Source organism: Nocardioides sp. BGA-UO-ETr-FS32 (assembly GCF_059567905.1).
The window spans coordinates 576073-600654 of the sequence record NZ_JCAQOX010000013.1 but is presented as its reverse complement, the minus strand read 5'-3'; the positions used below and the strand labels follow the sequence as shown (position 1 = coordinate 600654).

The window sequence follows — 24582 nt, the reverse complement described above, 5'->3', positions numbered from 1 at the left end:
AGGGTCGGCACATGACGTTCTCCATCGTTGCCCGGTCCGACGACGGCGATTCATGGGGGGTCGCCGTCGCCTCCAAGTTCCTGGCCGTCGGGTCCGCCGTGCCGGCGGCCGCGGCCGGGGTCGGGGCGATCGCCACGCAGGCCGACGCCAACATCGCCTACAAGTACCTCGGGCTGGCGCACCTCGACGAGGGCGCGACCGCGCAGGTCGCCCTCGACCGGCTGGTCGAGGAGGACGACGGCCGCGAGCACCGGCAGGCCGGGGTCGTCGACTCCGACGGCAACGCCGCCACCTGGACCGGCTCGGAGTGCTTCGCCTGGGCCGGCGGGGCGACTGGCCGCAGCGGCGAACGCGGCGGCTACGCGATCCAGGGCAACATCCTCACCGGCCCCGAGGTCGTCGAGGCCATGGAGCGGGCCTGGCAGGCCGGCGGCGACCTCAGCCTCGAACGCCGCCTCCTCGCCGCCCTCGCCGCGGGTGACGAGGCCGGGGGCGACAGCCGCGGCCGGCAGAGCGCGGCCCTGCTCGTCGTACGCGACGGGGCGGGCTATGGCGGGCACGACGACGTCGCCGTCGACCTCCGCGTCGATGACCACGCCGACCCCGTCACCGAGCTGGCGCGGCTCGTCGACCTCAACGAGCTCTACCTGACCGCGTCGACACCGGAGGAGCAGGTGCCCGTCGACGACGCGCTGATGATCGAGCTCGAGTCCCTCGCCAAGGCCGAGGGCAAGGACAGCTTCCACATGTGGGTCGGCTCGGAGAACTACGAGATGCGCGTCGGCCCGGGTGCGCGACCGCCGTGGATCGACCGCCGGATCCTCGCGATCATCCGGGGTGAGCAGGAGGCGCAGGCATGAGCGTCCTCGCGATCGACGCCGGTACGACCGGAGTGACGGCGGTCGTCGTCACGCCCGACGGCCGCATCCAGGCCAAGGGCTACCAGGAGTTCCGCCAGCACTTCCCGCAGCCCGGGTGGGTGGAGCACTCCGCCGAGGAGATCTGGCAGGCCACGCTGGAGGCCACCCGCGAGGTGCTGACCAAGGTCGACGCCGTCGAGCTCACCGCGGTCGGCATCACCAACCAGCGCGAGACGGTGGTGCTGTGGGACCGCGAGACCCTGGGCTCCCCGCGCCGCGCCATCGTGTGGCAGGACCGGCGTACGGCCGACATCTGCGAACGGCTGCGCGCCGACGGCCACGAGGAGCGCGTCGCCGAGCTCACCGGCCTGCGGCTCGACCCCTACTTCTCCGGCACCAAGCTCACCTGGCTGGCCGAGAACGAGCCGCACACGTGGGCTCTGGTCGAGTCCGGGCGGTACGCCGTGGGCACCGTCGACTCCTACCTCATCGCCCGGATGACCCGCGGCACCTGGCACGTCACCGACGTCTCCAACGCCTGCCGCACCCTGCTCTTCGACCTCGAGGCGGGCGACTGGTCCGACGAGCTGTGCGGGCTCTTCGGGGTGCCCCGCGGCGCGCTCCCCGACTTGGTGCCCAACTGGGGCGAGGTCGCTCCGACCGACCCGAAGTCGTTCCTCGGCCTGTCCCTGCCGATCGCCGGCATCGCGGGCGACCAGCAGTCGGCCCTGTTCGGCCAGACCTGCTTCGAGGAGGGCGAGTCCAAGTGCACCTACGGCACCGGCTCCTTCATCCTCACCAACACCGGCAGCCAGGTCGTGCGCAGTGACGCCGGGCTGCTCTCCACCGCCGCATGGCGCTCCCCCGACGGCGAGATGACCTACGCCCTCGAGGGGGCGATCTTCGTGACCGGCGCTGCGGTGCAGTGGCTGCGCGACGGGCTCCAGATCGTCGGCAACGCCGCCGAGACCGCGGCCATCGCCGCGACCGTCGAGGACACCGACGGCGTCGTCTTCGTGCCCGCGCTGACCGGCCTGGGCGCCCCGCACTGGGACCCCCACGCCCGCGGCACGATCATCGGCATCACCCGCGGCACCACCCGGGCCCACCTCGTACGCGCCACGCTCGAGGCCATCGCCTTCGAGGTCCGCGACGTGCTCGAGACCCTGCCCGAGCTCACCACGCTGCGCGTCGACGGCGGCGCCGCGGCCAACGACCTGCTCTGCCAGTTCCAGGCCGACCAGGTCGGACGGGCGGTCGAGCGGCCCGAGATCGTGGAGACCACCGCGCTGGGGGCGGCGTTCCTCGCCGGCCTCGGCACCGGCACGTGGTCCTCCACCGACGAGCTCCGCGACACCTGGGCGCTGGACCGCCGCTTCGAGCCCGGGGGCGACCGCGCGGCCCTCGACGCGGCGTACGCCCTCTGGAACAAGGCGGTCGAGCGCTCGAAGGGCTGGGCAGAGTAGTGCGTTCGGTGGTCGAGTAGGCCGCGAGCGCCAGCGAGCGGACGTATCGAGACCTACCGCCTCACCATCCGGGCGGCGGCTCGACGTCCTCGAGCGAGGCGTCGGGTGACCAGAAGCCGAGCTCTGCGATGTTGTCGAGCAGCTGATGGGAGTTCTCCGCGTCGAAGAGCTCCAGGCTGACACTCTCCGTGCCCGTCGGGACGTGGATGGTGCCGGTGTCCGTGCCCTGCATGGGCGCTGCCAGCGTCCGATCGCTGATGACCGTGACCTCGACCCGCATCCCGCCGTCGACGAACCAGTGCCTCGAGCCGACGCCGAACGAGCCCGACAACGGCAGGTCGAAGTTCTCGACCGGACGCGGCTCGATCTCTCCGACCAGCTGGAAGCCGGCATCTTCCAGCGCACGGAGCAGGTCCTCGCTCCCGCCCTCGTCGACCAGGTAGTCCGCTGACAGCCGGGGGCAGCCGAGAAGATGCGCAGAGTCGGCGACGCACCAGTCCCCACCCAGCTCCCAGATGGTTGGATCCACGAGACCGTCGTTGTAACCGACCCGTTCGAAGGCCTCGCGGACTTCTGCCCGGGTGGTGACCCCGGGCCAGTAGGCAGCACTCAGCGCCACCGTCCCCCAGACGAGCGCGGCAAGCCCGGCCCCCACCCGCATGCGCCGACGCGGCCACCAGAGCGCCGCGGCCGAGCACCCGGCGAGACCGGCGACCAGGACCACGCAGCCCGGCAGCCACTTCCAGGCCCCTGCCACGCCGATCTCGACCAGCCAGGTCACCGCGAGTGGAACGAGGATCAGCGCGCCGATACCGGAAACCACGATCCGGGCCGCGGCGGCTGCCACCTTCATCCCGAATCCCCCTCCCCGATCGCAGCCGCAAGTCTGCGGCATGACAGCGACCCGCCGCACCGGAATGGAGTGTCTGGTGGTGAATCGCTGCTTTCACCGCGCTCGCGAGACCTAGAGCCCGTCGCGGGCCTCGCGCGCCGACTCGACCTCGGCCCGCGCCTCGTCGACGGCCTCCTCGGCCTCGGCCTGCGCGGCCTCGGCCTCCCCGAGCTCGTCGTCGACCTCCTCGAGCGTGTCCTCCAGCGCGGCGACCCGGCTGCGCAGCTCGTCGAGCTCGGACTGCAGCTGGAGCGTGCGCGCCTGGAGCTTCTCGACCGACCGCCGGGCCGCCCGGTGCTCCTTCTCGGCCTCCTTGAGCACCCCCTTGGCCTCGGCGAGCCGCTCGTCGGCCGCGGCCCTCGCCTTGATGTCGGCGTCCGGATCGGGCACGACGTGGAGCTGGGGCCGTTGCGTCGGGTCGGGCGCCGCGACCGGGCGGGCGCGCGCGGTGAAGCCGAGGGCGTCCGGTGCCGCCACTGCGCCGGTGAGGTCGAGGTCGCCGAGGCCGGTGGCGCTCAGCGACGTCACGAGCAGCCCGCTGCGCACCGCCTTCGCCGCGTCGGGCTCGAGCATCGCGGCCGTGAGCGTGGCCTCCACCTGGTCGGCGACCGACTGCGTGGTCCGTACGCCCTCCTCGCGGGCCATCCGCCGGGCGGCGGTCGTGACCGACGCGGTCAGCTGGCGCCGCTGCTTGGTGAACTCGCGCAGCTGCGTGGCGTCGAGGTTGTCCTGCGCGTCGCGCAGCGCCTCGCCGACCGCGAGCACCTGGTCGACCTGGTCGGGGTCGCGGCGGACGAGCAGGTTCACCACCCACGCCGCGACCGACGCCTTGCGCAGCCCCTTGATCGCGGCTGCGAGCGCCTTGTCGGCCTTGTGCTCCTTGGCCAGCGCGTCGCGCGCCGGCGTGAAGTCGGCCAGCGGCAGCGCGTAGAGGTCGTCGGCGATCTCCAGCAGCGGGTCGGACCTCGAGTCGGGCATGCCCTGATCCTAGGGAGCGGCGTACTCGACCTCGGTCGGGTACGGGCGCCACGGGCACTCCTGGGTGGTGCCGCTCGGCCGCCACCCCAGCGACTCGTACAGCCGGCGTGCCCGCCCGTTGGCCTCCAGCACCCACAGCCGCCGTGCGCCCGCGGCCTCCGCGCGGGCGAAGCCCGCCCGCGCCAGCCCGGCGCCCCAGCGGTCGGGACGGACGGCCAGGTGGCGCAGGGTGGAGCCGTCGTGGGCCACCAGCGCGACGAGCCCGTGCTCGTCCTCGACCACCTCGACCGTCACCTCCGGGTCGTCGAGCAGCAGCGCCCAGCGGGCCAGCACGTCGTCGTCCGGGTAGGGCAGCTCGCCGAACACGTGGCCCAGCCCCGCGCGGCTCGCGGTGCGCTCAAGGTCGCGCAGCGCGACGGCGTCCACGGAGGTTGCCACCCGCCACTCGACCTCCATGACGAGGAAACCTACCCCCGCCTGGGTACGGCCCCGTCCGGCGTACCGCATATCGGGGTTGAGGCGCCCCCACCCCGGTGTTCTGGTGGAGAGAGCTCCCGTGCCAGGGGGCGTTCTACGGGGGGTGTAGGCAGATGCGTCGACTCGTTCTCTCGTGCCTGGCCGCACTGTTCGCGGTGCTGGGCCTGAGCGCCGCGAGCTCGGGGGCGGGCTCTGAGGCACAGGCCCTCCAGCCGGCCCGGGTCACCGTCGTCCAGGCCGCGCCCGGAACCAGCGTCGGGGTGGGTGACGTGACCGGCCCCTTGGAGCTGGCAGCCGGCTTCACGGGCGACGAAGAGCGCGAGCCGGTGTTTCTCGGCATGTTGGCCCTCGCCACCATGGCAGCAGGGATCGGCGCGAGCGCCAAGATGCACACCGCGGCGCGGCGTCGAACCGGATAGGGCCGCGCTGATCAGGCGGGTCCCTCGTCGAGGCCGTGCTCGATGGCCCAGCGGGTCAGCTGGACCCGGTTGTTCATCTGGAGCTTGCGCAGGGTGTTCTGGACGTGGTTCTGCACGGTGCGGTGCGACAGCACCAGACGGGCCGCGATCTGCTTGTAGCTCATACCGGTCGCAACCATCTTGAGGATCTCGGTCTCGCGCTCGGTGAGCTGGTCGCGCGGGTCGTCGGCGGGACCGTCGGCGATGCGGCGGAACTCGCCCAGCACCAAGCCGGCGAGGCCGGGTGTGAAGACCGTGTCACCGTCGGCCACACGCGTCACCGCGTCGATGAGCTCGGCGCTCGAGGCCGACTTGACCAGGTAGCCCGTGGCGCCGGCCTTGATCGCCTCGAGCACGTCGGCCTGCTCACCGCTGGCCGACAGGATCAGCACCCGTGCCGTCGGGTCGTGCTCGAGCATCATGCTCGTCACCTGCACCCCGCTGTGGTCCGGCAGCTGGAGGTCGAGGACGACCACCTGCGGCGCCGCCGCGGGGAAGCGTGCCATCGCCTCGCGCCCGTTGGACGCGATCGCAACGACCTCGTGACCGGCGGCCTGCAGGTCGCGCTCGACCGCGTCCCGCCACATCGGATGGTCGTCGACCACCATCACCCTGACCATGGCACCCCCTCCCAAGAGTTGGGGGAAGCGTAGACCTCTAGCCGCCGGGCGTGACGTAGCGCCCACGCCTGTGCACGAGCGGCTCGGGGTCGTCCCCGACGACCAGGTCGTCGATCGTGCAGGTCACCAGCCGTGACCAGCCCACCTCGACGTCGGTCTCGACGCTCACCAGCGCCCACGCGGCGGCCTGCGCCAGGCGGGGTCCGTGGTCGGTCGCGACCCAGTCCGCCAGCCGCCACGGACCGCCCGGAGCCGGGGTCGTGCCCGCGAAGGCGTCGGCGAGGTCGCGGTGTCCCCACGACAGCAGCTGCACGACACCGCGGCCGGTCTCCAGCAGCGCCTCGGTGAGGTCGGCGTCGGGGTCGAGCAGCGCGAGCACCCTGCCCGGCTCCCCGCCCGCCACGAGCAGCGATGACACCGTGAGGCCCGACGGCCCGGCCGGGTCGTCGGCCGAGCCGGCCGTCCAGAGCGACACCGCGCCCCCGAGGCGTCCGCGCAGACGGCGTACGGGGTCGTCGGGGGTCGGGAACGGGTGGCTGCTGTGGATCGTCACCAGGTCACGCTAGCGAGCGCGCCCTGCTCCACCACCGGGTGAGGGTCCGGCACGGGCCGCGCGAAGAAGAGCGGGTAGAGGAAGACGACGGAGATGGAGAACGAGACCAGTGGCAGCGGCTGGTACATCACGATCGGGATGGACGCGTGCAGGCCGACGCCGGCGAGGGCGACGAGCCAGCGGAGCCGCGGGATCCACAACCCCACGCAGAGGCCGACCTCGGTCACCACTGCGGCGACCGCCATCACCTGCGCCAGCGGGTCCGAGATCGCGAGGTGGGAGTTCTCCTGGATCACGCGGCCGCTCAGGAACTCCGGGTTGACCTTCAACAGGCCTGTGAACGCGTACACGACGCTGACCTGCGTCATGAGCAGCAGCTGGTCGGCGACGCGGACGTCCCGCGCTCCCTCGATCCGGCTCCGAAGGGACCACCGCGCGTCCGCGTGCGAGAAGGCCAACCAGAGCGCGCACCACATCGAGAGCGCCACGTGGTTGCTGTAGGTCTGTTGCTCCAGCAGCATCATCGTCGCCAGCGCCCCGGCCAGCACGACCCCGGCGACCCTGCTCCCCAGACCGGCCAGCACGAACACGGCTGCCACCGCGCCGACGGCCGCCATCGAGGCAGCGGCCATCGGCGACACCGCGGGAAGCCAGTCCCAGGTCCGCACCGCCATGGCGCCACGTTGCTCCACCTTCACGAAGACGACCCACGACTCGGCGCAATTCAGGAGGCCGGACAGGCCGATCCCGATGCGGGCGACGGCAAGCGCGCGCCCGTCGACGACGTCGTCCAGCCTCAGCACGACTGCGTCCGATCGCTTCCCCATTGCCGCACGGTGACGGTCGCGGCCTCGGCGACGTCCGCACAGATCAGCGGAGGCAGGCGCACGGTCCAGTCGATGTCCTCGCGGGGAACGACGATCCAGTCGGAGAGCTCGATGTCCAGCAGCGCACCGTCGTCGTCGACGACCTGCACGTCGAGCGGGTCGTAGCCGGTGAACATGTGGAAGCCGAACTTGTGCGGAACTCCCTCCCACGTCGCCCACACCGGTACGGCGACCTGGAGGCACACGATCGCGGCGAGGACCAGCCTGGGTCGGGACCACCGGGCAGACAGCACGTTGCCAGCCACTGGACCACCTCACAATCGACATCGAGCGCTCGCCGACGGTAACGCCTGGAGCGCCCTCGGGAGGTGGGATCCGAGCAGAATCTCCAGGGTCACGGCACCGGAACGACGAGCTCCCACTCCGTGCCCCACTCGCCGCTCGCGACAGTGGCGGTGCCGCCGAGCTCCTCGATCCGCCCGCGGATGGACGAGGCGACACCGAGCCGTCCCTCGGCCGCGGCCGCGTCGAGCCGGCCCGGAGGGACGCCGGGGCCGTCGTCGCGCACCGAGATCGTGACCGCCTCGGGGGCGGCCTGGGCGAGCACCCACGCGGTGGCGCCGGGTCCGACGTGGGCCAGGACGTTGTCCAGGCAGGCCCGGACCGCGGCGACGGTCTCGGCCGCGACGTGCTCGTCGACGAGCACGGCACCGCCGGGCGTGGCGACCTCGACGCGTACGGGGTGGGCCGTCGCCATCACCTCGAGGGCACCCGTCAGGTCCACCAGTCCCCTGGACTCCGTCGGCACCGCGTCCTGCTGCCGGATCAGAGAGCGCAGCCCACGCTCCTGCTCCCCCGCGAGGCGCCCGAGCTCGGCCCACTCCCCTCCGACGGCCGAGCCCTGGCGCTGGACCATCGCCAGCACCTGCAGCACGCCGTCGTGGACCGCCCGGGCGAGCCGCGTCCGTTCATCCGCCGCGGCCGCCGCGCGTTCGGCGGCATCGCGTTCGCGCGCCATCCGCTGCAGGGACTCGCACAGGTAGCCGACGATCGGTCCGCCGATGAGCACGAGAAAGGTGTTGCCGTAGTTGCCCTGGTCGACGTCGGAGCGCGGCAGGAGGTCGAACGCAGCGATCAGGACGGAGGCGACCAGGCCACCGCGCCAGTGCCAGTGGATGGCCCAGGCGAAGAACGCGCCCATCACGTAGAAGCCGGGGACGGTCGCGTTGAAGTCGGGCGACTTCACCCACGGCGTGACGGCCAGGGCCGCGAGCACCACCGCGAGGTCAGCCACCAGCAGCACGGGAGTGCGTCGCGCCCGGTCGCGGTAGAGCCAGATCGCCGCGACCGTCCAGACGGCGAGCGCGACGACGACGAGCAGGCCTACCGTCGGGTGCTCGAAGTTGTCGCGGCGGTAGGCGTTGAGGCCCACCATGTTGATGGTCACGACCACCCGGACGATCGCCAGCGCCGAGTAGAGCCGGTCCTCGACGGCGAGCGCGGAGTCGGCGCGCGGCCCGGGGACCAGCGGGCGCGGGTGGGCGTTCAGGACGCCTTCTGCTCCGGCCCGTCCGCGGCGGCCTGGTCGCGCTCGGCCTTCTCCCGCTCGGCCTTGTCACGCTCGGCCTGCCGGGCCTTCTCCTTGTCGAGCTCCTTGGCCTTGCTGGCGTAGAGGTCGACGTACTCCTGGCCCGAGAGCCGCATGATCTCGTACATGATCTCGTCGGTGATCGAGCGCAGGATGTAGCGGTCGTTCTCCATGCCGGCGTAGCGCGAGAAGTCGAGCGGCTTGCCGAAGCGCACGACCGGGCGTGTCCAGGTGCCGTAGACCTTGCCGGTGGGCGCCACGACGTCGGTGCCGACCACCGCGCACGGGATGACCGGGGCGCCGGTCTCGAGCGCCAGGCGTGCGACACCGGTCTTGCCGCGGTAGAGCTTGCCGTCGTGCGAGCGGGTGCCCTCGGGATAGATCCCGAACAGGTCGCCCTCGGCGAGGATCTTCATCGCCGACTTCATCGCGCCCTCGGCAGCGTTGGCACCGGAGCGGTCGATCGGCACCTGGCCGGCGCCGGTGAAGAACTTCTTCTGGAACCAGCCCTTGATGCCGGGAGTGGTGAAGTACTCCGCCTTGGCGACGAAGGTGACCCGACGGTTGAGGGTGAGCGGCATGAAGAGCCAGTCTGCGTACGAGAGGTGGTTGCTCGCGAGGATCGCGGGACCCTCCTCCGGCACGTGGTCGACACCGTAGGCCTTGGGCCGGAAGACGAGGCGGAGCACCGGCCCGAGGGCGATCCACTTCAGGAACCAATAGAGCACGGGCCGAGCCTATCCCCGCTCGGCCGAGGTGACCCGCTCGATGAACTCCGCGGACTCCGCGAAGATCCGCGGGGCGTCGTTGTCGATGGTCGCCACGTGATAGCTGTCCTCCAGGATCCGCTCCTCGAAGTCCTTGGAGGACAGTCCTGCGTTGATCGCGCGCGACGACGAGAAGTCGGCGACGTGGTCGACCTTCGACCGGAAGTAGAGCACCGGGATGGTGATCTTCGGCAGGTCCCGCCGGAGCTCGGCCCAACCGGCGGACATCGACGCGGCCGCCTTGAGCGGGATGTAGGGGTAGGCGATCTCGTCCATCCCGGGCTTCTTGATGTCGTTCCTGATCCCGGGGAAGGCCGGCACGACGTGCTTGAGGACGGGCAGGAGCGCCGCGTCCTTGCGCATCGTGTCGACCGCCGTGTTGACCATGACGACGCCGGCCAGCTCCTCGCCGTGGTCCGCCGCGAGCCGGAGGGACAGTGCTCCTCCCATCGACAACCCCACGGCCACGACAGCGTCGTTCTCGGAGGCGAGCTTGTCGAAGGCCCCTTCGACGGTCGCGACCCAGTCAGCCCAGGTGACCTTGTTCATGTCCGGCCACCGGGTGCCGTGGCCGGGCAGCAGCGGCATCTCGACGGCGTACCCACGGGCCGCCAGGTCCTCCGCCCACGGCCTCATGGAGGCAGGACTGCCGGTGAACCCGTGCACGACGAGGACGCCGATGCGACGCCCGCCGGTGAGCTCGGGCTGCGCCGCCGTCGACATCGGCGCGACCAGGGTGGGGTCGAGGGGCGCGGCCGGGGTGCCGCGGAACGGGATCTTCACGGGCACAGTGTGCACCAGCACGCGGGCCGGGAGTCCCATCTCGCTGGTCGAGTAGCCCGCGAGGCGGTGTCCTGAGTGCCGGTGAGGGACGAGCCGGTGTATCGAAGGGGACGAGCGGGCGTATCGAGACCCGGTCTGTTCACCTCCGGCGGGCTACCGTTGGCCGCGTGAGCCGACCGGAGGACGAGAGCCACACGGAGCTGGCGTGGCGCGAGATCGTCGAGCACTACGGCGAGCGTCCGGTGCTGGACGACCAGGCCCCCGCGGCGGACGAACCGGCCACCGCGGCGCAGGCGGACGACACTCCCGACGCACCGGACCTTCCCGAGCACCTCGAGGACGACGACCCCGTCGAGCGGCGCGAGCAGGCGATCGCCGAGGCCGAGCGCTTCCGCCCACCCCCGGCGCCGCCGCTCCCGGCACCCCGCACGTGGCAGCGCGGGGTGGCGTGGGCCGGCCTCTTCGTGGCGCCGCTGGTCGCCCTCGTGCTCGGCCTGTTCTCGTTGTACGTCACGCCGCTGCTCGGCTGGGCCCTGGTCGGCTGGTTCGTCGGCGGCTTCGTCTACCTGGTGCGCGAGATGCCGAGGTCTCCGCGCGATCCGTGGGACGACGGCTCCCGCGTCTGACGCCGCCTGGGCGTAGTGTGACCGGGGTGGGGCCACATGAGACCGTCGAGGTCACGGGGCACTTGATGGACAGCGGCATCCTGTCGCGCGTCCTCGACGACATCCGCGATTTCGGCGGCGACTACGTCATCGAGCAGCTCGACGTCGGCCACGACGCCCACGACCCCAGCAGCGCGCGGATCACGGTCGAGGCGGCAGACGACCCCTCTCTCCAGCGACTGCTCATGCGCCTCCAGACGCGCGGTGTCAACCAGGTCTCCGAGGGGGACGCGGTCATCGCCACGGCTGAGCTCGACGGCGTGCTGCCCGAGGGCTTCTACGCCACGTCCAACCTCGACACGCACGTGCAGCTCGACGGTGAGTGGCACGACGTGGAGAACCCCGAGATGGACTGCGGCCTGGTCGTGGACGCCCCCTCAGGCGTGGCGCGGGTCCGTACGGTCCCCCTGTCCGACGTGCGGGCCGGCATGCGGATCGTCGTCGGCGCGACCGGCGTACGGGTGTCGGTGCCGAGCCAGGACTCCGAGGCGGACCCGCTCGCCTTCGGCGACGGCGAGGTCGCGCGCGACCGCCCACAGGCCGTGCTCGTACGCCAGGTCGCCGACGGCATGCGGCAGGCTCGCGCGGACGGGAAGCGCCTGCTGTGGGTCGCCGGCCCCGGCGTGGTCCACGCCGGCGCCGTGCCGGCGATGGTGGCGCTCGTCCGGGCCGGGTGGGTCGACGTCCTGTTCGCCGGCAACGCGCTGGCGACCTACGACATCGAGGCCGCCCTCTACGGCAGGGGCCGTGCCGCGGACGTGTCCACACAGGGCCTCGAGCACGGGCACGAGCACCAGGTCCGCGCGGTCAACACGATCCGCCGGGCCGGCTCGATCGAGGCCGCGGCGGCCCAGGGGGTCCTGGCCAGTGGGCTGATGCACGCGCTCGCCACCTGCGGACGTCGCTTCGTGCTGGTGGGCTCCGTCCGGGACGAGGGCCCGCTGCCCGATGTCCACACCGACGTGGTCGAGGGCCAGCGGGCGATGCGCGCCGAGATCGGCGAGGTCGGCTACTGCCTGATGATGGCGACGCAGCTCTACTCGGCCGCCACCGGCAACATCCTGCCGGCGAGCGTCCCCGTGGTGTGCGTGGACATCAACCCGGCCGTGGTCACCAGGCTCCCCGACCGCGGGACCCACCTCGAGCGCGGCATCGTCTCCGACGTGGGCCTCTTCCTCGAGCAGCTCGCGCTGGAGCTGGTGGCGGACTACCGACAGGCCTGATCGCTCGAGACCAGCAGCGCCGCCCCGACCATCCCGGCCTGCGGTCCCAGCCGGGCGGCGACCAGCGGCGGCACGACCCGGTGCTCGGCGCCGACGAGCGTACGCCGCAGCGCGGTGCGCGCCGGGTCGAGCAGCCGGTCCCCCGCGGCCGAGACGCCGCCCCCGACCACCACGACCGCCGGGTCCAGTGCGGCGATCAGGTTGGCGGTGCCGACGCCGAGCCAGCCACCCACCGAGGCGAACGCCTGCCGCGCCACCAGGTCGCCCTGCTCCGCGGCCGAGGTCACCATCGGACCGGTGACCTGCTCCGGCGCCCCGTCGCTCATCTCCACGAGCACGGAGGGCTGGTCGACCATGAGGGCGCGGGCGTTGCGGACGAGCGCGTTGCCCGACGAGTACTGCTCCCAACAGCCTCGGCGCCCGCACTCGCACGCCTGGCCGTCGGGCACGACCTGCATGTGGCCGAACTCCCCCGCCATCCCGTTGGCACCGCGCACCACCTGGCCCTCGATCAGCACGGCACCCCCGATGCCGGTGCCCATGGTGATCATGAGCGCCGAGCCCACACCTCGCGCAGCGCCGTGATGTGCCTCCGCGCGCGCAGCACAGTTGGCGTCGTTGTCGAGCCCGACCGGGCATCCGAGCCGGTCGGCGAGGAGCGCGCGCAACGGCTGCCCCTGCCACGGCAGGTGCGGGGCGAACATGACCCGTTCGCCGGCCGCATCGACGAACCCGGCCGCGGCGACCCCGACCCCGGCCAGGGGACGACCGCCGGCCGCCTCGAGCACTGCCGCCACCAGCGCGTCCTCGACCTGGCTCGTCACCACCCGGCGCCCTGGGGTGGTGCGGTGGGCCGTACGCCCCACCCGCCCGTCGGCGTCGACGACGCCGGCCAGCACCTTCGTGCCGCCGATGTCGACCCCGACGACCACACCGCTGTTCGTGCCGCTGCTCGTGCCCCCACTCATGCGCGCAATCCTTGCGCACGCACGGAGACATGGGCCGATCGGACCAGCGGTCTAGTCACAACGAGCCATCTTTCGTCATGGACGGCCCCAAGTGCCGTCAAAGAAGCGACAGCCGAGGACGCCGACTCCTACGGTGACGGGTGAACATCAAGGGGCAAGGGGATCTCATGCGCTTGCGCACACGCACGAACGGTCGCACCGAACGGGGTGCGTCCGCGGTCGAGTTCGCGCTCGTCGTGATCCCGCTGCTGCTCGTGGTCGGGGGCATCATCAACTTCGGCGTGGCCTTCGCCAACCAGATCTCGCTGGACAACGCGGTCCGGCAGGCGGCCCGCGCTGCAGTGGTGGACTCCAACCGGGGGGTGACGCCGGCGACGATCGTCGCGGACGAGTACCGGCCCATCACCACGGACCCCGACCCCACCGTGACCCTGCCGCTCCGGGCGACGTGCGAGGGCACCGAGCTGGGCGAGAGCCTGCAGGTGCGCGCCGAGGTCACCACAGAGTTTCTCTTCCCGTGGCCCCTCCCGGACGCAGTGCTGCCCGGAGAGATCAGGCTCAACAGTCAGGCGGAGTTCCAGTGCGAGTTCTCATGAATCGGCGACACGGACGCGACGAGCGCGGAGCGGCCGCGGTCGTGGCCGCGGTCCTGGCAATCGTCCTGATCGGCATCTCCGGGTTCACCATCGACCTGGGGACTGCCTATGTCAGCAAGCGAAACCTGCAGAAGGCGACGGACGCCGGAGCCCTGGCGGCAGCCCAGGTGCTGACCCAGTACGCGGGCGACTGCCCGACCGTGCGGGACAACTCGGCGGCCTTCGCGGAGGCGCAGGCCGCGGCGCGACGGTTCGGCCTGCTCAACTACGAGGACACCAAGGACGCGGGCTACTACGACTCGACCGAGCTCGAGTTCGACATCGACTGCGACCGCACCCCGGGCGTGCTCATCGTCCAGTACGGACTCGCAGGTGACACCGACACCTCGTCGACACAGGTCCTCGAGATCTTCGGCGGCGACGTCCCCGACACGATCACCACGCAACGCCGCGCCGAAGCCACCGTCGACGTCGCGCCGGGCGCCGGCGAGAGCGTACGGCCGCTCGCCCTGTGCTCGGCACAGGTGCAGGTGGAGCCCCGCCCCAGCACGTACCCCTTCGTCCGGATCGACGCTCCCAAGAACGCCACCAAGCTTCCGACGACCTGCCCGGCCAAGACCGGCAGCGGCAACTGGTGGGTCGTGGACTGCCCGGACGAGGACCCCGGTGAGAGCACCGAGGACCAGATCGAGTTCGGCTGCGAGAACCCGGTCTCCGTGATCCCCGGGCAGGAGGACGCTGTCACGCCGGGCGAGCTGACCCTCGCCATCGGTGGCGAGTGCGCGCCCAAGGACGACCAGGAGGAATGCCTCAGCGGCGACACCGGCAACATCGACTCCGGTCACACCGCTGAGAAGTGGGAGCTCCTGGTCAGGAACGAGGAGACAGCCATCTTCCCCGTCTTCTGCGCCGTGCCGCAGTGCGACGCCTCCACGATCGAGGGCACCGGCACCACTGCGGTCTACCCGGTCTTCAAGATGGTCGCAGCGGTCATCTGCGGATTCCACTTCAGCAAGACCGAGCGCTACGTCTCGACCACGGGAGAGTGCGCCGGGATGCCGTCGATGTACACCAGCGCCGAGTGGGAGGACGGCAACGACACCAACTTCATGCTGCTGAAGTACGTCAACGAGCGCACGTCGGTCTCCAACGAGGACTCGGAGTGCGCGCTCGGTTCGGAGTGTGACGGCCTGCTGCGCCGCAGCCGGCTCACCGGCGGCGGCGAGTAGCTCGACCCTGCCTCAGTCTTCCGATGGCCAGTCGTCGGCGAGGTCGATGTGCTCGACACCGCCGTCCTGGGGCGTGCCCGACTGCGTGGTGGCCATGATCGCCGCCGCGGCCTGGGCCAGCGAGGTGACCGCTGTCGCGAGGTGGGCCTTGACCTCCGGGCTCAGCTGCCGCGCCGCGTGAACGGTCCGGCAGACCGGGCACACGGTGCACTCGACCGACCCGGTGGCGAGGTGCTCGTTGAGGCCGTGTGCCGACGCCGCTGCTTGTGCAGCGAGGCCCGACAGGCCCTCGCCCGCGTCGCCTGCGTGTTCGCGCGCCCAGCCGGAGAGGGCGCCGAGGAGCTTGGCCGCCTCCTCGCCCAGCGACCCGACGTCGTGCGCGTCACCCGCGTCGGTCACAGGGTCTCCTCCGGCGTCTCAGTAGTAGCGGTGGTGGTCGGGCGGTCCGGCTCGGTGAACCGGACCTGCAGCTCTCCGTCGCGCACTCGCGCTCCCGCCACGCGGTGTCGCGCCAGTCCGGACGGGAGCGTCAGGAGGCGACGATACGACGCGACGGACACCACGAGCTCGTCGCCCTTGCGCGCGAGACGTACGTCGTCCTGCGCGGCGAGCGGGAGGGGCACCGACAGCACCCTGCCGCTGCCCGTCGTACGGACCGACATCCCCGCGGTGCCAGCGCCCTTCGCCAGGGGGTCGGACCCGTCGTAGACGTCCGCTGCCAGCTCGAGCAGCGCCGCGCGTCCGACCGGCTCGGCCGGACGGTAGACCGACGTCCGGAGGTCCAGCCCGGCGAACGAGTCGGCCGCCTCCTCGAGCACCGTCCGTTGGGCCGCCACCCACGTCGTACGCCACTCATCGGCGCCGCCGTCGGGGAAGACCCGGTTCACGACGGCCGCGTCGACGCGGTAGCCGAAGAGGGTCAGGAACGTGTAGGCCCGTCGCGCCTCGGCGAGCACCACCGACTCGGGGGTGAGGACGAGCCGTACGGAGGTGTCCGGCCCGGTGAGCACGGTCCGTACGTCGTCGAGCTCGGCATGGAGTCGCTCGATCGCGTCGAAGACGGAGTCCTCGGGCATCGGCACGCCGGCGGCGCGGGTGAGGACGGGCTTCAGAGCCTTGACGACACGGCGCTCCACGGGGAGGACGCGCGTCATGTACCACCCCAGCGCCTCGGGGAGCGCGAGGAGTCTGAGTGTCTCGGCCGTTGGCGCGCAGTCGACCACGAGGACGTCCCACTCCCCCGACCGCGCCTGTGCCCGCACCTCGAGCAGGGCCAGCACCTCCTCGGCCCCGGGGATGACGGTGAGCTCCTCGGCGGCGACCGGGTCGACCCCTGCGACGTCGAGGACGCTCATCAGGTAGCCCTGGATGTCGGCCCAGGAGCGCTCGAAGCGCTGCTGGGCGTCGACGTGCTGCACCCAGAGGTTCGGTGCCGCCTCGGTCGGCTCGGCAGTGGCGGCCACATCGAGCGCGTCTGCCAGCGAGTGGGCGGCGTCGGTGGACAGCACCAGCGTCCGGTGACCGGCGGCCGCGCTCGCACAGGCCGTGGCCGCGGCCAGAGTGGACTTGCCGACACCGCCCTTGCCGGTGAACAGGAGGATTCGCATCCCGGACCGGGAAGTTAGAGCGACTCGACGCGCTTCTTGAGGCCCTTCAGCGCGGTGTCGATGAGGATCTTCTCGCCCTTGCGCTTGAGCATGCCGATCAGCGGGATGCTGACGTCGAGGGCCAGACGGTAGGTCACCTCGGTGGTGCCGTCACCCCGGTCGACCAAGGTGTAGGCGCCGTCGAGTGCCTTGAGCATGTTGCCCTCGACCAGGGTCCAGGTGACCTCGCGGTCGCCGTCCCAGTCGTAGGCGAGGGTGTACTCGTCCTTGATGGGCGAGACGTCGAGGGCGAAGTAGACCTGCTCGGCGCGGTCGCCGGTCCCGGCCGCGGTGACCTCCGCGGTCTGCACGCCCTTGGCCCACTCGGGGTAGGACTCGAAGTCCGCGATGACGGCCATCACGTCGGCCGGAGGAGCGTCGATCGTGATCGACGAGGAGGTCTGTTCGGCCATGGCCGGAGCCTAGCCCACGGCACTGCCGCGGCGAGGTCCTCGTGCCGCAAGCGGCTGTGAGGCTCGGGCTGCTCGCCCGGCAAGCCGGACGAGATCCCTCAAGCGATAGCCTGCGGACCGCACACGACGACACCCAGGAGGTTCCATCGTGCGGGAGTTCTCCACGCCGCTCTCCATCTCGATCCCGACGACCGGGAACCTCACCGACGACGTCGTCGCCAATGCGCGCGACCACGGGGACACCGCTGCCTTCAGCCGGGCCACACCCGACGGCTGGGCCGACGTCACGGCAGCGGAGTTCCACGACGAGGTCCGTGCCGTGGCCAAGGGTCTGGTCGCCGCCGGTGTCGAGGCCGGGGACCGCGTCGCGCTGCTGTCGAAGACCCGCTACGAGTGGACGCTGCTCGACTACGCCATCTGGTTCGCCGGCGCCGTGACCGTGCCGATCTACGAGACGTCCTCCGCCGAGCAGATCGGCTGGATCCTCCAGGACTCGGGCGCGCGGGCCGTGGTGGCCGAGGGGCCCGAGCACCTCGCGCGGGTCCGTGAGGCCCGCAGGGCCGGCGACCTCGCCGAGCTCCAGCACGTGTGGTCGATCCAGGACAACGCGGTCGACGTCCTCCGCCGCCTCGGGTCCGACATCTCCGACGACCTGCTCGAGGAGCGCCGCACCAGCGCCACCCCCCTCGACCTCGCCACCCTCATCTACACGAGCGGGACCACGGGCAAGCCCAAGGGCTGCATGATCACCCACGGCAACTTCATGTTCGAGCTCGGCGTGGCCGTCGACGAGCTGCACGAGCTCTTCGACGCCGACGACTCGTCCACCCTCCTCTTCCTGCCTCTGGCCCACGTCTTCGCTCGCATCATCCAGATCGGCGCCGTCAAGAGCCGCACCCGTCTGGGCCACAGCGCCGACATCAAGAACCTCGTCGCGGACCTGGGCGAGTTCAGGCCGACCTTCATCCTCGCCGTCCCCCGGGTCTTCGAGAAGGTCTTCAACACCGCCTCGCAGCGCGCGACCGCCGACGGCCGGGGCCGGATCTTCGACCGCGCCGCGGACGCCGCGATCGCCTACTCGCGGGCCCTGGACGGCAAGCGGGTCCCGCTGCGCCTGCGCGCGCAGCACGCGCTGTTCGACCGGCTCGTCTACGGCAAGCTCCGGCAGGCGCTCGGCGGCAGCTGCACGTACGCCGTGTCCGGTGGTGCACCACTGGGCGACAGGCTCGGCCACTTCTACCGCGGCATCGGCCTGACAGTGCTCGAGGGCTACGGCCTCACCGAGACGACCGCCGCGCTCTGCGTGAACCTGCCGGACGCGCAGAAGATCGGGACGGTCGGCCGACCGATCCCCGGCACGAGCGTACGGGTGGCTGACGACGGGGAGCTCCTGTTCCGTGGCGGCCAGGTCTTTTCCGGCTACTGGGGCAACGAGGCCGCCACGGCGGAGGCGCTGGACCGCAACGGCTGGTTCCACACCGGCGACGTCGGCGAGGTCGACGACGAGGGCTTCGTCCGGATCACCGGCCGCAAGAAGGAGATCATCGTGACGGCGGGCGGCAAGAACGTCGCCCCGGCGGTCCTCGAGGACCGGTTGCGTGCCCACGCGCTGGTCGACCAGTGCCTCGTGGTCGGTGACGGACAGCCCTTCATCGGCGCTCTCGTGACGATCGACCGCGAGACCTTCCCCGCCTGGGCCGAGCAGCACGGCAAGGGTGACGACCTGTCCCGTCTGGTCGAGGACCCCGACCTCGTCGCCGCGGTCCAGGAGGCCGTCGACGAGGCCAACAAGGCCGTCTCCAAGGCCGAGGCGATCCGGAAGTTCACGATCCTGCCCGGCGAGTGGACCGAGGAGGGCGGGCAGCTCACCCCCAGCCTCAAGCTGAAGCGGCGTGTCGTCATGCGGGAGTCCCGCGAGCAGATCGAGGCGCTCTACCTCGGTTGAGCAGTCCATGGCCCGTACGACGCACGAGAACCAGCGGCACCACCGGCACCAGTGACTAGGCCCACGTAGTCACTTCGGGTGGCGTCCGGACTACTTTCGGGTGGTTTGCTCGGTTTAGCCCGCAAGCCTTTTCCCGCCCCCCTAGATTCATCCCGCTGGGAGGGCTTCGGGGCCCGGTTCTCGCACCACGACCTGAGACCTCCTGCGCGCCCGGGACCCTCGCCGTGGGGATCCCACGACTCGCGAAGGACCCACCATGGCTCGCCGATCAGTTCTCCTCCTCGTCGCCGCCCTCATCGCCCTCGCCGGCACGGCCATGATCGTGCTCTACGTCCAGGGCATCGATGCCCGCGCCACGAAGGACCAGGAGCTCGTCGAGGTCCTCGTCGCGACCGAGACGATCGAGACCGGCGAGTCGGTCTCGGAGGCGCAGGAGGCCGGCAAGATCGACACGGCCGAGATCCGCCGGGCAGACGTCGTCGACGGCAGCCTCTCGTCCACGTCGTCCATCTCCGACCTCGTCGCGATCGGCACGATCTACCCCGGCGAGCAGCTGATCGCCAAGAAGTTCGGTAGCCTCGGGGACACCCAGACCCTCGTGATTCCGGACGACATGATGGCAGTCTCAGTCGAGCTGACCGACTTCGAGCGCGTTGCCGGCTTCGTCAACCCCGGCAACGAGGTCGCCGTCTTCGCCACCGCCCTCGATCCGATCCGCCTCCTGCCTGACGGCAAGGAGCAGAAGCTCGGCAGCTACACCCGCATCGTCCTCACCCGCAACCTGGTGCTCGGCGTGGGCACCACCAGCGTCACCTCGCGCACCACAGAGGCCGAGGACGGGGGGACGGAGACCGAGGAGGTCGCCCGCACGATCCTGTCCATCGCGGTGACGCAGGAGCAGGCCGAGAAGCTCTTCCAGGCCGACCGGACCTCCGAGCTCAACTTCGCCCTCCTCACCGAGGACTCCGCGTCGGCCGACAACGAAGGTGCCTACCTCCGCGACGTCTACCCCGAGCTGTTCCGGAGCCCGCAGCCGTGACCGCCATCCTCGAGCCCGACGGCGCACAACGCGCCGTCCTGCAGGCCATGCTCCACGGATCAGTGGCCTTTGCCGACCCTGAGGGCCTCGACGCGCACATCCGCACCACGACCAACGAGTTCGCCGTCGTGATCGGCCCGTCCGTCCCGAGCGACTCCGCTGCCGATCTGGCGCAGTGGGCGCGCGTCCATCGGCCAGACCTCGGCGTGATCCTGCTCCGTCACGAGGTCGACAGCAACGCCCTCGCCCTCGCCCTCCGCAGCGGCATGCGCGAGGTCGTGGCCGCACGTGACCTGGCAGGGATCACCACGGCCGTCCAGCGAGCCCGCAGCGTCGCCAACGCCATCGGGCAGACCATGATGGACGAGGCCCAGGCAGCGGCCGAGTCCGTCCGGGCCGAGGTCGCCGCCCAGGCCGCCCAGGCGGCGGCGGTCGCACAGGCCGAGGCCGACGCGCCGCGGGGACGGATCGTCACCGTGTTCTCCACCAAGGGCGGCGTGGGCAAGAGCCTCGTGGCGACCAACGTCGGCGTGGCCCTGGCCGGCAAGGGGCGCTCGGTCTGCCTGGTCGACCTCGACGTCAACAGCGGCGACGTCGCCATCATGCTGCAGCTGACCCCCAACCGGACGATCAACGACCTCGCGACCTTCAGCGGAGTGATCGATGCCGAGGGCATCGCCTCCATCCTCACGCGGCACTCCGACAACCTGTCCGTCGTCGCGGCTCCGGTGCGGCTCGACTCGCCGGACCAGGCCTCGGTGGAGGACATCGGCAAGCTCCTCGACGCGCTGCGCCGCATGGTCGACTTCGTCGTGGTCGACACCTCAGGCGTGTTCGACGACCACGCGCTCTGCGCGCTGGACCGGTCCGACCTGATCGTCCTGGTCGGCACCCTCGACATCCCCTCGCTCAAGGCTCTCAAGCTCGCCACCAGCACGCTCGAGGTCCTCAACTTCCCCAAGTCCACCTGGCGCTTCGTGCTCAACCGGGCCGACAGCAAGGTCGGTCTCACGGTGGACGAGTTCGAGAAGACCCTCGGGCTCAAGGCCGACAGCTCGCTGGTGTCGAGCCGCGAGGTCCTGGCCGCCGTGAACCGGGGCGAGGCCCTCGTGAGCGCCTACCCCAACCACCCCAACTCGAAGGCCCTCATCGCGTTCTCCGACAGCGTCGCATCAGCCGTCGCCGGTCCAGGTGACGACGACGAGGGCACCCCGACCGGCCGGAGGTCCAGTGGATCCCGGCTTCGCCTGAGGAGGGCATGACGTGAGCCTCACCGACCGTCTCGCGGCTGCGCGCGGCCGCACCACCGAGTCGACGGAGACCCCTGCCGGAGCGCCGTCGGGCGCCCCGAACGCGACGACCACCGTCGTGCGACCCGCAGCGGGCGAAGCCAGGAAGCGTGCTGCCGGCCCCAAGGGTGATCCGTTCCAGGACCTCAAGCGGATCGTCCACCAACGCCTCGTCGAGGCCTTGGGGCCCAAGCTCTACGACGCCCACATGACGCAGTCCGAGCTCGAGCAGCAGGTCCGCCTCGCGCTGCAGACGGCCATCGCGGACGCCGACATCCCGATGTCGTCGGCGGACCGCACGCGAGTCTCGCAGGAGATCGCGGACGACATCCTCGGCTACGGTCCGATCGAGCCGCTGCTGCGCGACCCGAGCCTCTCCGAGGTCATGGTCAACTCGTTCCAGGACATCTTCGTCGAGCGCAGCGGCAAGCTGGTCAAGGTCGACACGTCGTTCACCGACGAGGCACACCTGCGCCGGACCATCGACAAGATCGTGAGCAAGATCGGTCGTCGCGTCGACGAGACCAGCCCCATGGTCGACGCGCGCCTCCCTGACGGCAGCCGCGTGAATGCCATCATCCCGCCGCTGGCGCTCGACGGATCGAAGCTCACGATCCGCAAGTTCTCCGAGGACCCCTACACGGTCGACGACCTGATCAACTTCGGTACCCTCACGCCCGCTTCGGCACGGTTGCTGGAGGGCTGCGTTCGCGGCCGGCTCAACATCCTGGTGTCGGGCGGCACCGGCTCAGGCAAGACAACCACCCTGAACGTGCTCTCGGCCTTCATCCCGGAGGACGAGCGAATCGTCACCATCGAGGACGCGGCCGAGCTCCGGCTCGGCCAGGACCACGTGCTCCGACTCGAGTCGCGTCCGGCCAACATCGAGGGCAAGGGCGCCGTCACCATCCGTGACCTCGTCAAGAACTCGCTCCGCATGCGACCGGACCGCGTGGTGGTCGGTGAGATCCGTGACGCTGCGGCCCTCGACATGCTCCAGGCCATGAACACCGGCCACGACGGTTCCATCTCGACGCTGCACGCCAACACCCCGCGCGACGCCCTCGCACGACTCGAGACCATGGTGCTGATGGCCGGCATGGACCTTCCGGTCCGCGCCATCCGCGAGCAGGTGGCCAGCGCCGTCGACCTCATCATCCAGCAGACCCGGCTCAAGGACGGCACGAGGCGGATCACAGCGATCACCGAGATCGTCGGCATGGAGGGCGACATCATCACCACGCAGGACGTCTTCCTCTTCGACTACGCGGCCGGTCTCGACGAGAACGGCAGGTTCAAGGGCGGCCTGCAGTCGATGGGACTGCGACCGCGGTTCCTCGAGCGGCTCTCCGACCACGGCGTGCACGTCGATCCCGCCATCTTCGCCACGGGCGGAACCCTGCGATGAACCTGCGTCACACCTCGCGAGCACCGCGACGGGCAGCAGCGCTGCTGGCCGGCGGGCTGGTCGTCCTGTTCGCGACGGCACCGGCGCACGCGGCCGACGAGGTGAACATCGACCACGTCGAGTCCGTCGACGGGAAGGTGTCGATGGTCGTCGCCGTCGACGGCATCCCCGGCGACGCGGCCGTGGACCCCGCATCCGTCCGGGTGGAGGTGGACGGACGGGCTGTCGAGTCGTCCGCCAAGATCATCGCGGCCGGAGACGTCACCCGCACGACCGTGCTCGTGCTGGATGCGAGCAACAGCATGCGGCAGGGCGACAAGTTCGCCTCCGCCACGGCAGCCGTGGACGCCTTCCTCGCGGCCGCACCCGACGACGTACGCATCGGCCTGGTGCCGTTCGCGGGCGACCTCGGTGACGTGATCGAGCCCACGACCGACCACGAGTCGGTCCGCGCGGCGCTCGCGGACATCACCCTTCGCAAGGGCACCGGGGTCTACGACGCGATGGCCGAGGGTCTCGCCCAGGTCGGGACCGACGGGTCGCGCTCGCTGCTGGTGCTGTCCGACGGTGGTGACACCAACAGCGCCACGACGCTCGACGTGGTCGCCAAGGACGCGCAGGACGGCGGTGTCGTCGTCGACGTCGTCTCCCTGGCCAATCCCAAGAACGCCGAGACCATGTCGTCCCTCGCCGAGGGCACCGGCGGCCAGGTGATCCCTGCGGAGCAGGAGGCCCTGGAGTCTGTGTTCTCCGCCCAGGCGGACGCCCTCGCGCAGCAGCTCCTGGTGACCTTCCAGCGCCCGGACGACGCAGCCGATGAGGTGAACCTCGGCGTCACGGTCGACGCCGACGGCTCGTCGTACACCGACTCGGCCTTCATCTCGCTCGGCGCAGCTTCCTCTGCCCCGGACCTCGTCTCATCCGGACGCTCGCTCGTGGGCACGCCCGGCATGCTCGGTGGCGCCCTGGCCCTGGCACTCGGTCTGGCCGGGATCCTCGCCGTCGCCATCGCGGGCCCCAACCGTTCTTCGGCGGACCGTCGGCTGGAGGCCTACTTCGGTGAGACCGGCGGTGCCAAGCGCAAGGGCAACGCCAGCGCCGACCTGCGTGGATCCGCGGTCGCCCTGACGGACAGAGTCGTCTCGAAGGACCTGGAGGGCCGCATCTCGCAGCGACTCGCCGGAGCCGGCTCGGCGCTGACCGCGTCGGAGTGGTTGCTCCTCCATGCCGCCGTCGCAGTGGGGGCTGCCCTTGCAGGCTTCCTGCTCAGCGGCGCCGGTCTCGCGGCGATGGGCCTGGTCCTCGGGCTCGTGGGGCCGTGGCTCTACCTCAAGATCCGGCACGTCCGCAGGCTCAACGCGTTCAACGGTCAGCTCGCGGAGACGCTCGGCCTCATGGCAGGTGGCCTCCAGGCGGGGCTCTCGCTCCCCCAAGCAGTGGACAGCGTCGTCCGCGAGGGCAACGAGCCGATGGCGGGCGAGCTCCGGCGGGCACTCGTCGAGCAGCGTCTCGGCGTCGACATCACCGATGCCCTCGAGGGTGTCGGCGAACGCATGCAGAGCGAGGACTTCTCGTGGATCGTGATGGCCATCCGCATCCAGCGCGAGGTGGGCGGCAACCTGGCCGAGATCCTGCACACGGTCGCGGACACGCTGCGCGAGCGCGACTACCTGCGGCGTCAGGTGCGTGCTCTCAGCGCCGAGGGCCGGCTCTCGGGATACATCCTGACCGCGCTCCCGCCAGGACTCTTCTTCTACATGATGTTCGCCAACCCGGACTACGTGGAGGTGCTCTACACCACGGTCGTCGGCTGGATCCTCATCGTGGTCGCCGGCTTCCTTCTCGCCCTCGGCGGATTCGCCATGGCCAAGCTCGCGAAGGTGGAGGTCTGA

The 24582-nt window shown here is 71.1% G+C and carries 26 protein-coding genes; 12 read left to right on the top strand and 14 right to left on the bottom strand.

All coding sequences use genetic code 11. The annotated features are described in order from the left end of the window. The first annotated feature begins 11 nt into the window (after positions 1-11). Both AC57BS_RS08090 and glpK read left to right on the top strand, forming a co-directional pair. Positions 12-860 carry a DUF1028 domain-containing protein gene (locus tag AC57BS_RS08090; protein WP_496410917.1) on the top strand — a complete coding sequence of 283 codons (849 nt, stop codon included), beginning with the start codon at positions 12-14 and terminating at the stop codon, positions 858-860. Then, the gene (gene glpK, locus AC57BS_RS08085; protein ID WP_496410916.1) at positions 857-2326 is read left to right on the top strand and encodes a glycerol kinase GlpK; all 1470 of its coding nucleotides are present in this window, start codon (positions 857-859) and stop codon (positions 2324-2326) included. Before AC57BS_RS08090 ends, glpK begins: the two co-directional genes overlap by 4 nt. A 61-nt stretch (positions 2327-2387) precedes the next feature. On the opposite strand, the gene AC57BS_RS08080 is transcribed toward glpK, so the two are convergent. From AC57BS_RS08080 to AC57BS_RS08070, 3 genes are all read right to left on the bottom strand, one after another. Further along, positions 2388-3179: a hypothetical protein gene (locus AC57BS_RS08080; protein WP_496410915.1), complete on the bottom strand. Its 792-nt coding sequence runs from the start codon at positions 3177-3179 to the stop codon at positions 2388-2390. A gap of 111 nt (positions 3180-3290) precedes the next feature. Further along, the gene (locus AC57BS_RS08075; RefSeq protein ID WP_496410914.1) at positions 3291-4196 is read right to left on the bottom strand and encodes a hypothetical protein; all 906 of its coding nucleotides are present in this window, start codon (positions 4194-4196) and stop codon (positions 3291-3293) included. A 9-nt stretch (positions 4197-4205) separates the two neighbouring features. Further along, on the bottom strand, positions 4206-4652 hold the full coding sequence (locus AC57BS_RS08070) for a GNAT family N-acetyltransferase (protein ID WP_496410913.1): 447 nt from the start codon (positions 4650-4652) through the stop codon (positions 4206-4208). Between the two features lie 134 nt (positions 4653-4786). Between AC57BS_RS08070 and AC57BS_RS08065 the strand changes: the two genes are divergently transcribed. After that, on the top strand, positions 4787-5092 hold the full coding sequence (locus tag AC57BS_RS08065) for a hypothetical protein (RefSeq protein ID WP_496410912.1): 306 nt from the start codon (positions 4787-4789) through the stop codon (positions 5090-5092). An 11-nt stretch (positions 5093-5103) separates the two neighbouring features. On the opposite strand, the gene AC57BS_RS08060 is transcribed toward AC57BS_RS08065, so the two are convergent. From AC57BS_RS08060 to AC57BS_RS08030, 7 genes are all read right to left on the bottom strand, one after another. After that, on the bottom strand, positions 5104-5751 hold the full coding sequence (locus tag AC57BS_RS08060; protein WP_496410911.1) for a response regulator: 648 nt from the start codon (positions 5749-5751) through the stop codon (positions 5104-5106). 37 nt (positions 5752-5788) lie between these two features. Further along, complete coding sequence (locus AC57BS_RS08055) at positions 5789-6304, bottom strand: flavin reductase family protein (protein ID WP_496410910.1); 516 nt, start codon at positions 6302-6304, stop codon at positions 5789-5791. Then, entirely contained in the window at positions 6301-7131 is an 831-nt protein-coding gene (locus tag AC57BS_RS08050) for an HTTM domain-containing protein (protein WP_496410909.1), read from the bottom strand. Before AC57BS_RS08050 ends, AC57BS_RS08055 begins: the two co-directional genes overlap by 4 nt. Then, on the bottom strand, positions 7101-7436 hold the full coding sequence (locus tag AC57BS_RS08045) for a hypothetical protein (RefSeq protein WP_496410908.1): 336 nt from the start codon (positions 7434-7436) through the stop codon (positions 7101-7103). The genes AC57BS_RS08050 and AC57BS_RS08045 overlap by 31 nt, the downstream gene beginning before the upstream one ends. Before the next feature lie 89 nt (positions 7437-7525). Then, a complete protein-coding gene (gene macS, locus AC57BS_RS08040) occupies positions 7526-8659 on the bottom strand; it encodes a MacS family sensor histidine kinase (RefSeq protein WP_496411260.1) in 1134 nt (377 codons plus the stop codon). Between the two features lie 17 nt (positions 8660-8676). Continuing rightward, positions 8677-9447 (bottom strand): lysophospholipid acyltransferase family protein, encoded by a 771-nt coding sequence (locus AC57BS_RS08035; protein WP_496410907.1) that lies wholly within the window; start codon positions 9445-9447, stop codon positions 8677-8679. A 9-nt stretch (positions 9448-9456) separates the two neighbouring features. After that, positions 9457-10269 (bottom strand): alpha/beta hydrolase, encoded by an 813-nt coding sequence (locus AC57BS_RS08030; protein ID WP_496410906.1) that lies wholly within the window; start codon positions 10267-10269, stop codon positions 9457-9459. 167 nt (positions 10270-10436) lie between these two features. Here AC57BS_RS08030 and AC57BS_RS08025 point away from each other — a divergent pair, with 167 nt between their 5' ends. Together AC57BS_RS08025 and AC57BS_RS08020 are read left to right on the top strand one after the other, a co-directional pair. Further along, complete coding sequence (locus AC57BS_RS08025; RefSeq protein ID WP_496410905.1) at positions 10437-10895, top strand: hypothetical protein; 459 nt, start codon at positions 10437-10439, stop codon at positions 10893-10895. 17 nt (positions 10896-10912) lie between these two features. After that, positions 10913-12157 (top strand): ornithine cyclodeaminase family domain, encoded by a 1245-nt coding sequence (locus tag AC57BS_RS08020; protein WP_496410904.1) that lies wholly within the window; start codon positions 10913-10915, stop codon positions 12155-12157. On the opposite strand, the gene AC57BS_RS08015 is transcribed toward AC57BS_RS08020, so the two are convergent. Beyond that, on the bottom strand, positions 12142-13125 hold the full coding sequence (locus AC57BS_RS08015; RefSeq protein ID WP_496410903.1) for an ROK family protein: 984 nt from the start codon (positions 13123-13125) through the stop codon (positions 12142-12144). The genes AC57BS_RS08020 and AC57BS_RS08015 overlap by 16 nt on opposite strands. A 167-nt stretch (positions 13126-13292) precedes the next feature. Here AC57BS_RS08015 and AC57BS_RS08010 point away from each other — a divergent pair, with 167 nt between their 5' ends. Together AC57BS_RS08010 and AC57BS_RS08005 are read left to right on the top strand one after the other, a co-directional pair. Beyond that, positions 13293-13721, top strand: coding sequence for a TadE/TadG family type IV pilus assembly protein (locus AC57BS_RS08010; protein ID WP_496410902.1), 429 nt, complete (start codon positions 13293-13295; stop codon positions 13719-13721). Then, positions 13718-14950 carry a pilus assembly protein TadG-related protein gene (locus AC57BS_RS08005; RefSeq protein WP_496410901.1) on the top strand — a complete coding sequence of 411 codons (1233 nt, stop codon included), beginning with the start codon at positions 13718-13720 and terminating at the stop codon, positions 14948-14950. Before AC57BS_RS08010 ends, AC57BS_RS08005 begins: the two co-directional genes overlap by 4 nt. Before the next feature lie 12 nt (positions 14951-14962). Here the strand turns inward: AC57BS_RS08005 and AC57BS_RS08000 are convergent, their stop codons facing one another. From AC57BS_RS08000 to AC57BS_RS07990, 3 genes are read right to left on the bottom strand one after another with little or no spacing between them, the layout of a single operon-like run. Next, entirely contained in the window at positions 14963-15349 is a 387-nt protein-coding gene (locus tag AC57BS_RS08000; protein WP_496410900.1) for a hypothetical protein, read from the bottom strand. After that, positions 15346-16557: an ArsA family ATPase gene (locus tag AC57BS_RS07995; protein WP_496410899.1), complete on the bottom strand. Its 1212-nt coding sequence runs from the start codon at positions 16555-16557 to the stop codon at positions 15346-15348. Before AC57BS_RS07995 ends, AC57BS_RS08000 begins: the two co-directional genes overlap by 4 nt. Positions 16558-16571: 14 nt before the next feature. Further along, complete coding sequence (locus AC57BS_RS07990) at positions 16572-17009, bottom strand: SRPBCC family protein (protein ID WP_496410898.1); 438 nt, start codon at positions 17007-17009, stop codon at positions 16572-16574. A gap of 148 nt (positions 17010-17157) precedes the next feature. On the opposite strand from AC57BS_RS07990, the gene AC57BS_RS07985 reads away from it, so the two are divergent. The 5 genes from AC57BS_RS07985 (at position 17158) to AC57BS_RS07965 (ending at position 24582) form a co-directional block, all read left to right on the top strand. Further along, positions 17158-18954 carry an AMP-dependent synthetase/ligase gene (locus AC57BS_RS07985; protein WP_496410897.1) on the top strand — a complete coding sequence of 599 codons (1797 nt, stop codon included), beginning with the start codon at positions 17158-17160 and terminating at the stop codon, positions 18952-18954. A gap of 256 nt (positions 18955-19210) precedes the next feature. After that, positions 19211-19993, top strand: a complete 783-nt coding sequence (gene cpaB / locus AC57BS_RS07980) for a Flp pilus assembly protein CpaB (protein WP_496410896.1) — start codon at positions 19211-19213, stop codon at positions 19991-19993. Further along, positions 19990-21255, top strand: coding sequence for a CpaE/TadZ family protein (locus AC57BS_RS07975; RefSeq protein ID WP_496410895.1), 1266 nt, complete (start codon positions 19990-19992; stop codon positions 21253-21255). The genes cpaB and AC57BS_RS07975 overlap by 4 nt, the downstream gene beginning before the upstream one ends. 1 nt (position 21256) lies before the next feature. Further along, a complete protein-coding gene (locus tag AC57BS_RS07970) occupies positions 21257-22690 on the top strand; it encodes a TadA family conjugal transfer-associated ATPase (RefSeq protein WP_496410894.1) in 1434 nt (477 codons plus the stop codon). Then, the gene (locus tag AC57BS_RS07965) at positions 22687-24582 is read left to right on the top strand and encodes a type II secretion system F family protein (RefSeq protein WP_496410893.1); all 1896 of its coding nucleotides are present in this window, start codon (positions 22687-22689) and stop codon (positions 24580-24582) included. Before AC57BS_RS07970 ends, AC57BS_RS07965 begins: the two co-directional genes overlap by 4 nt.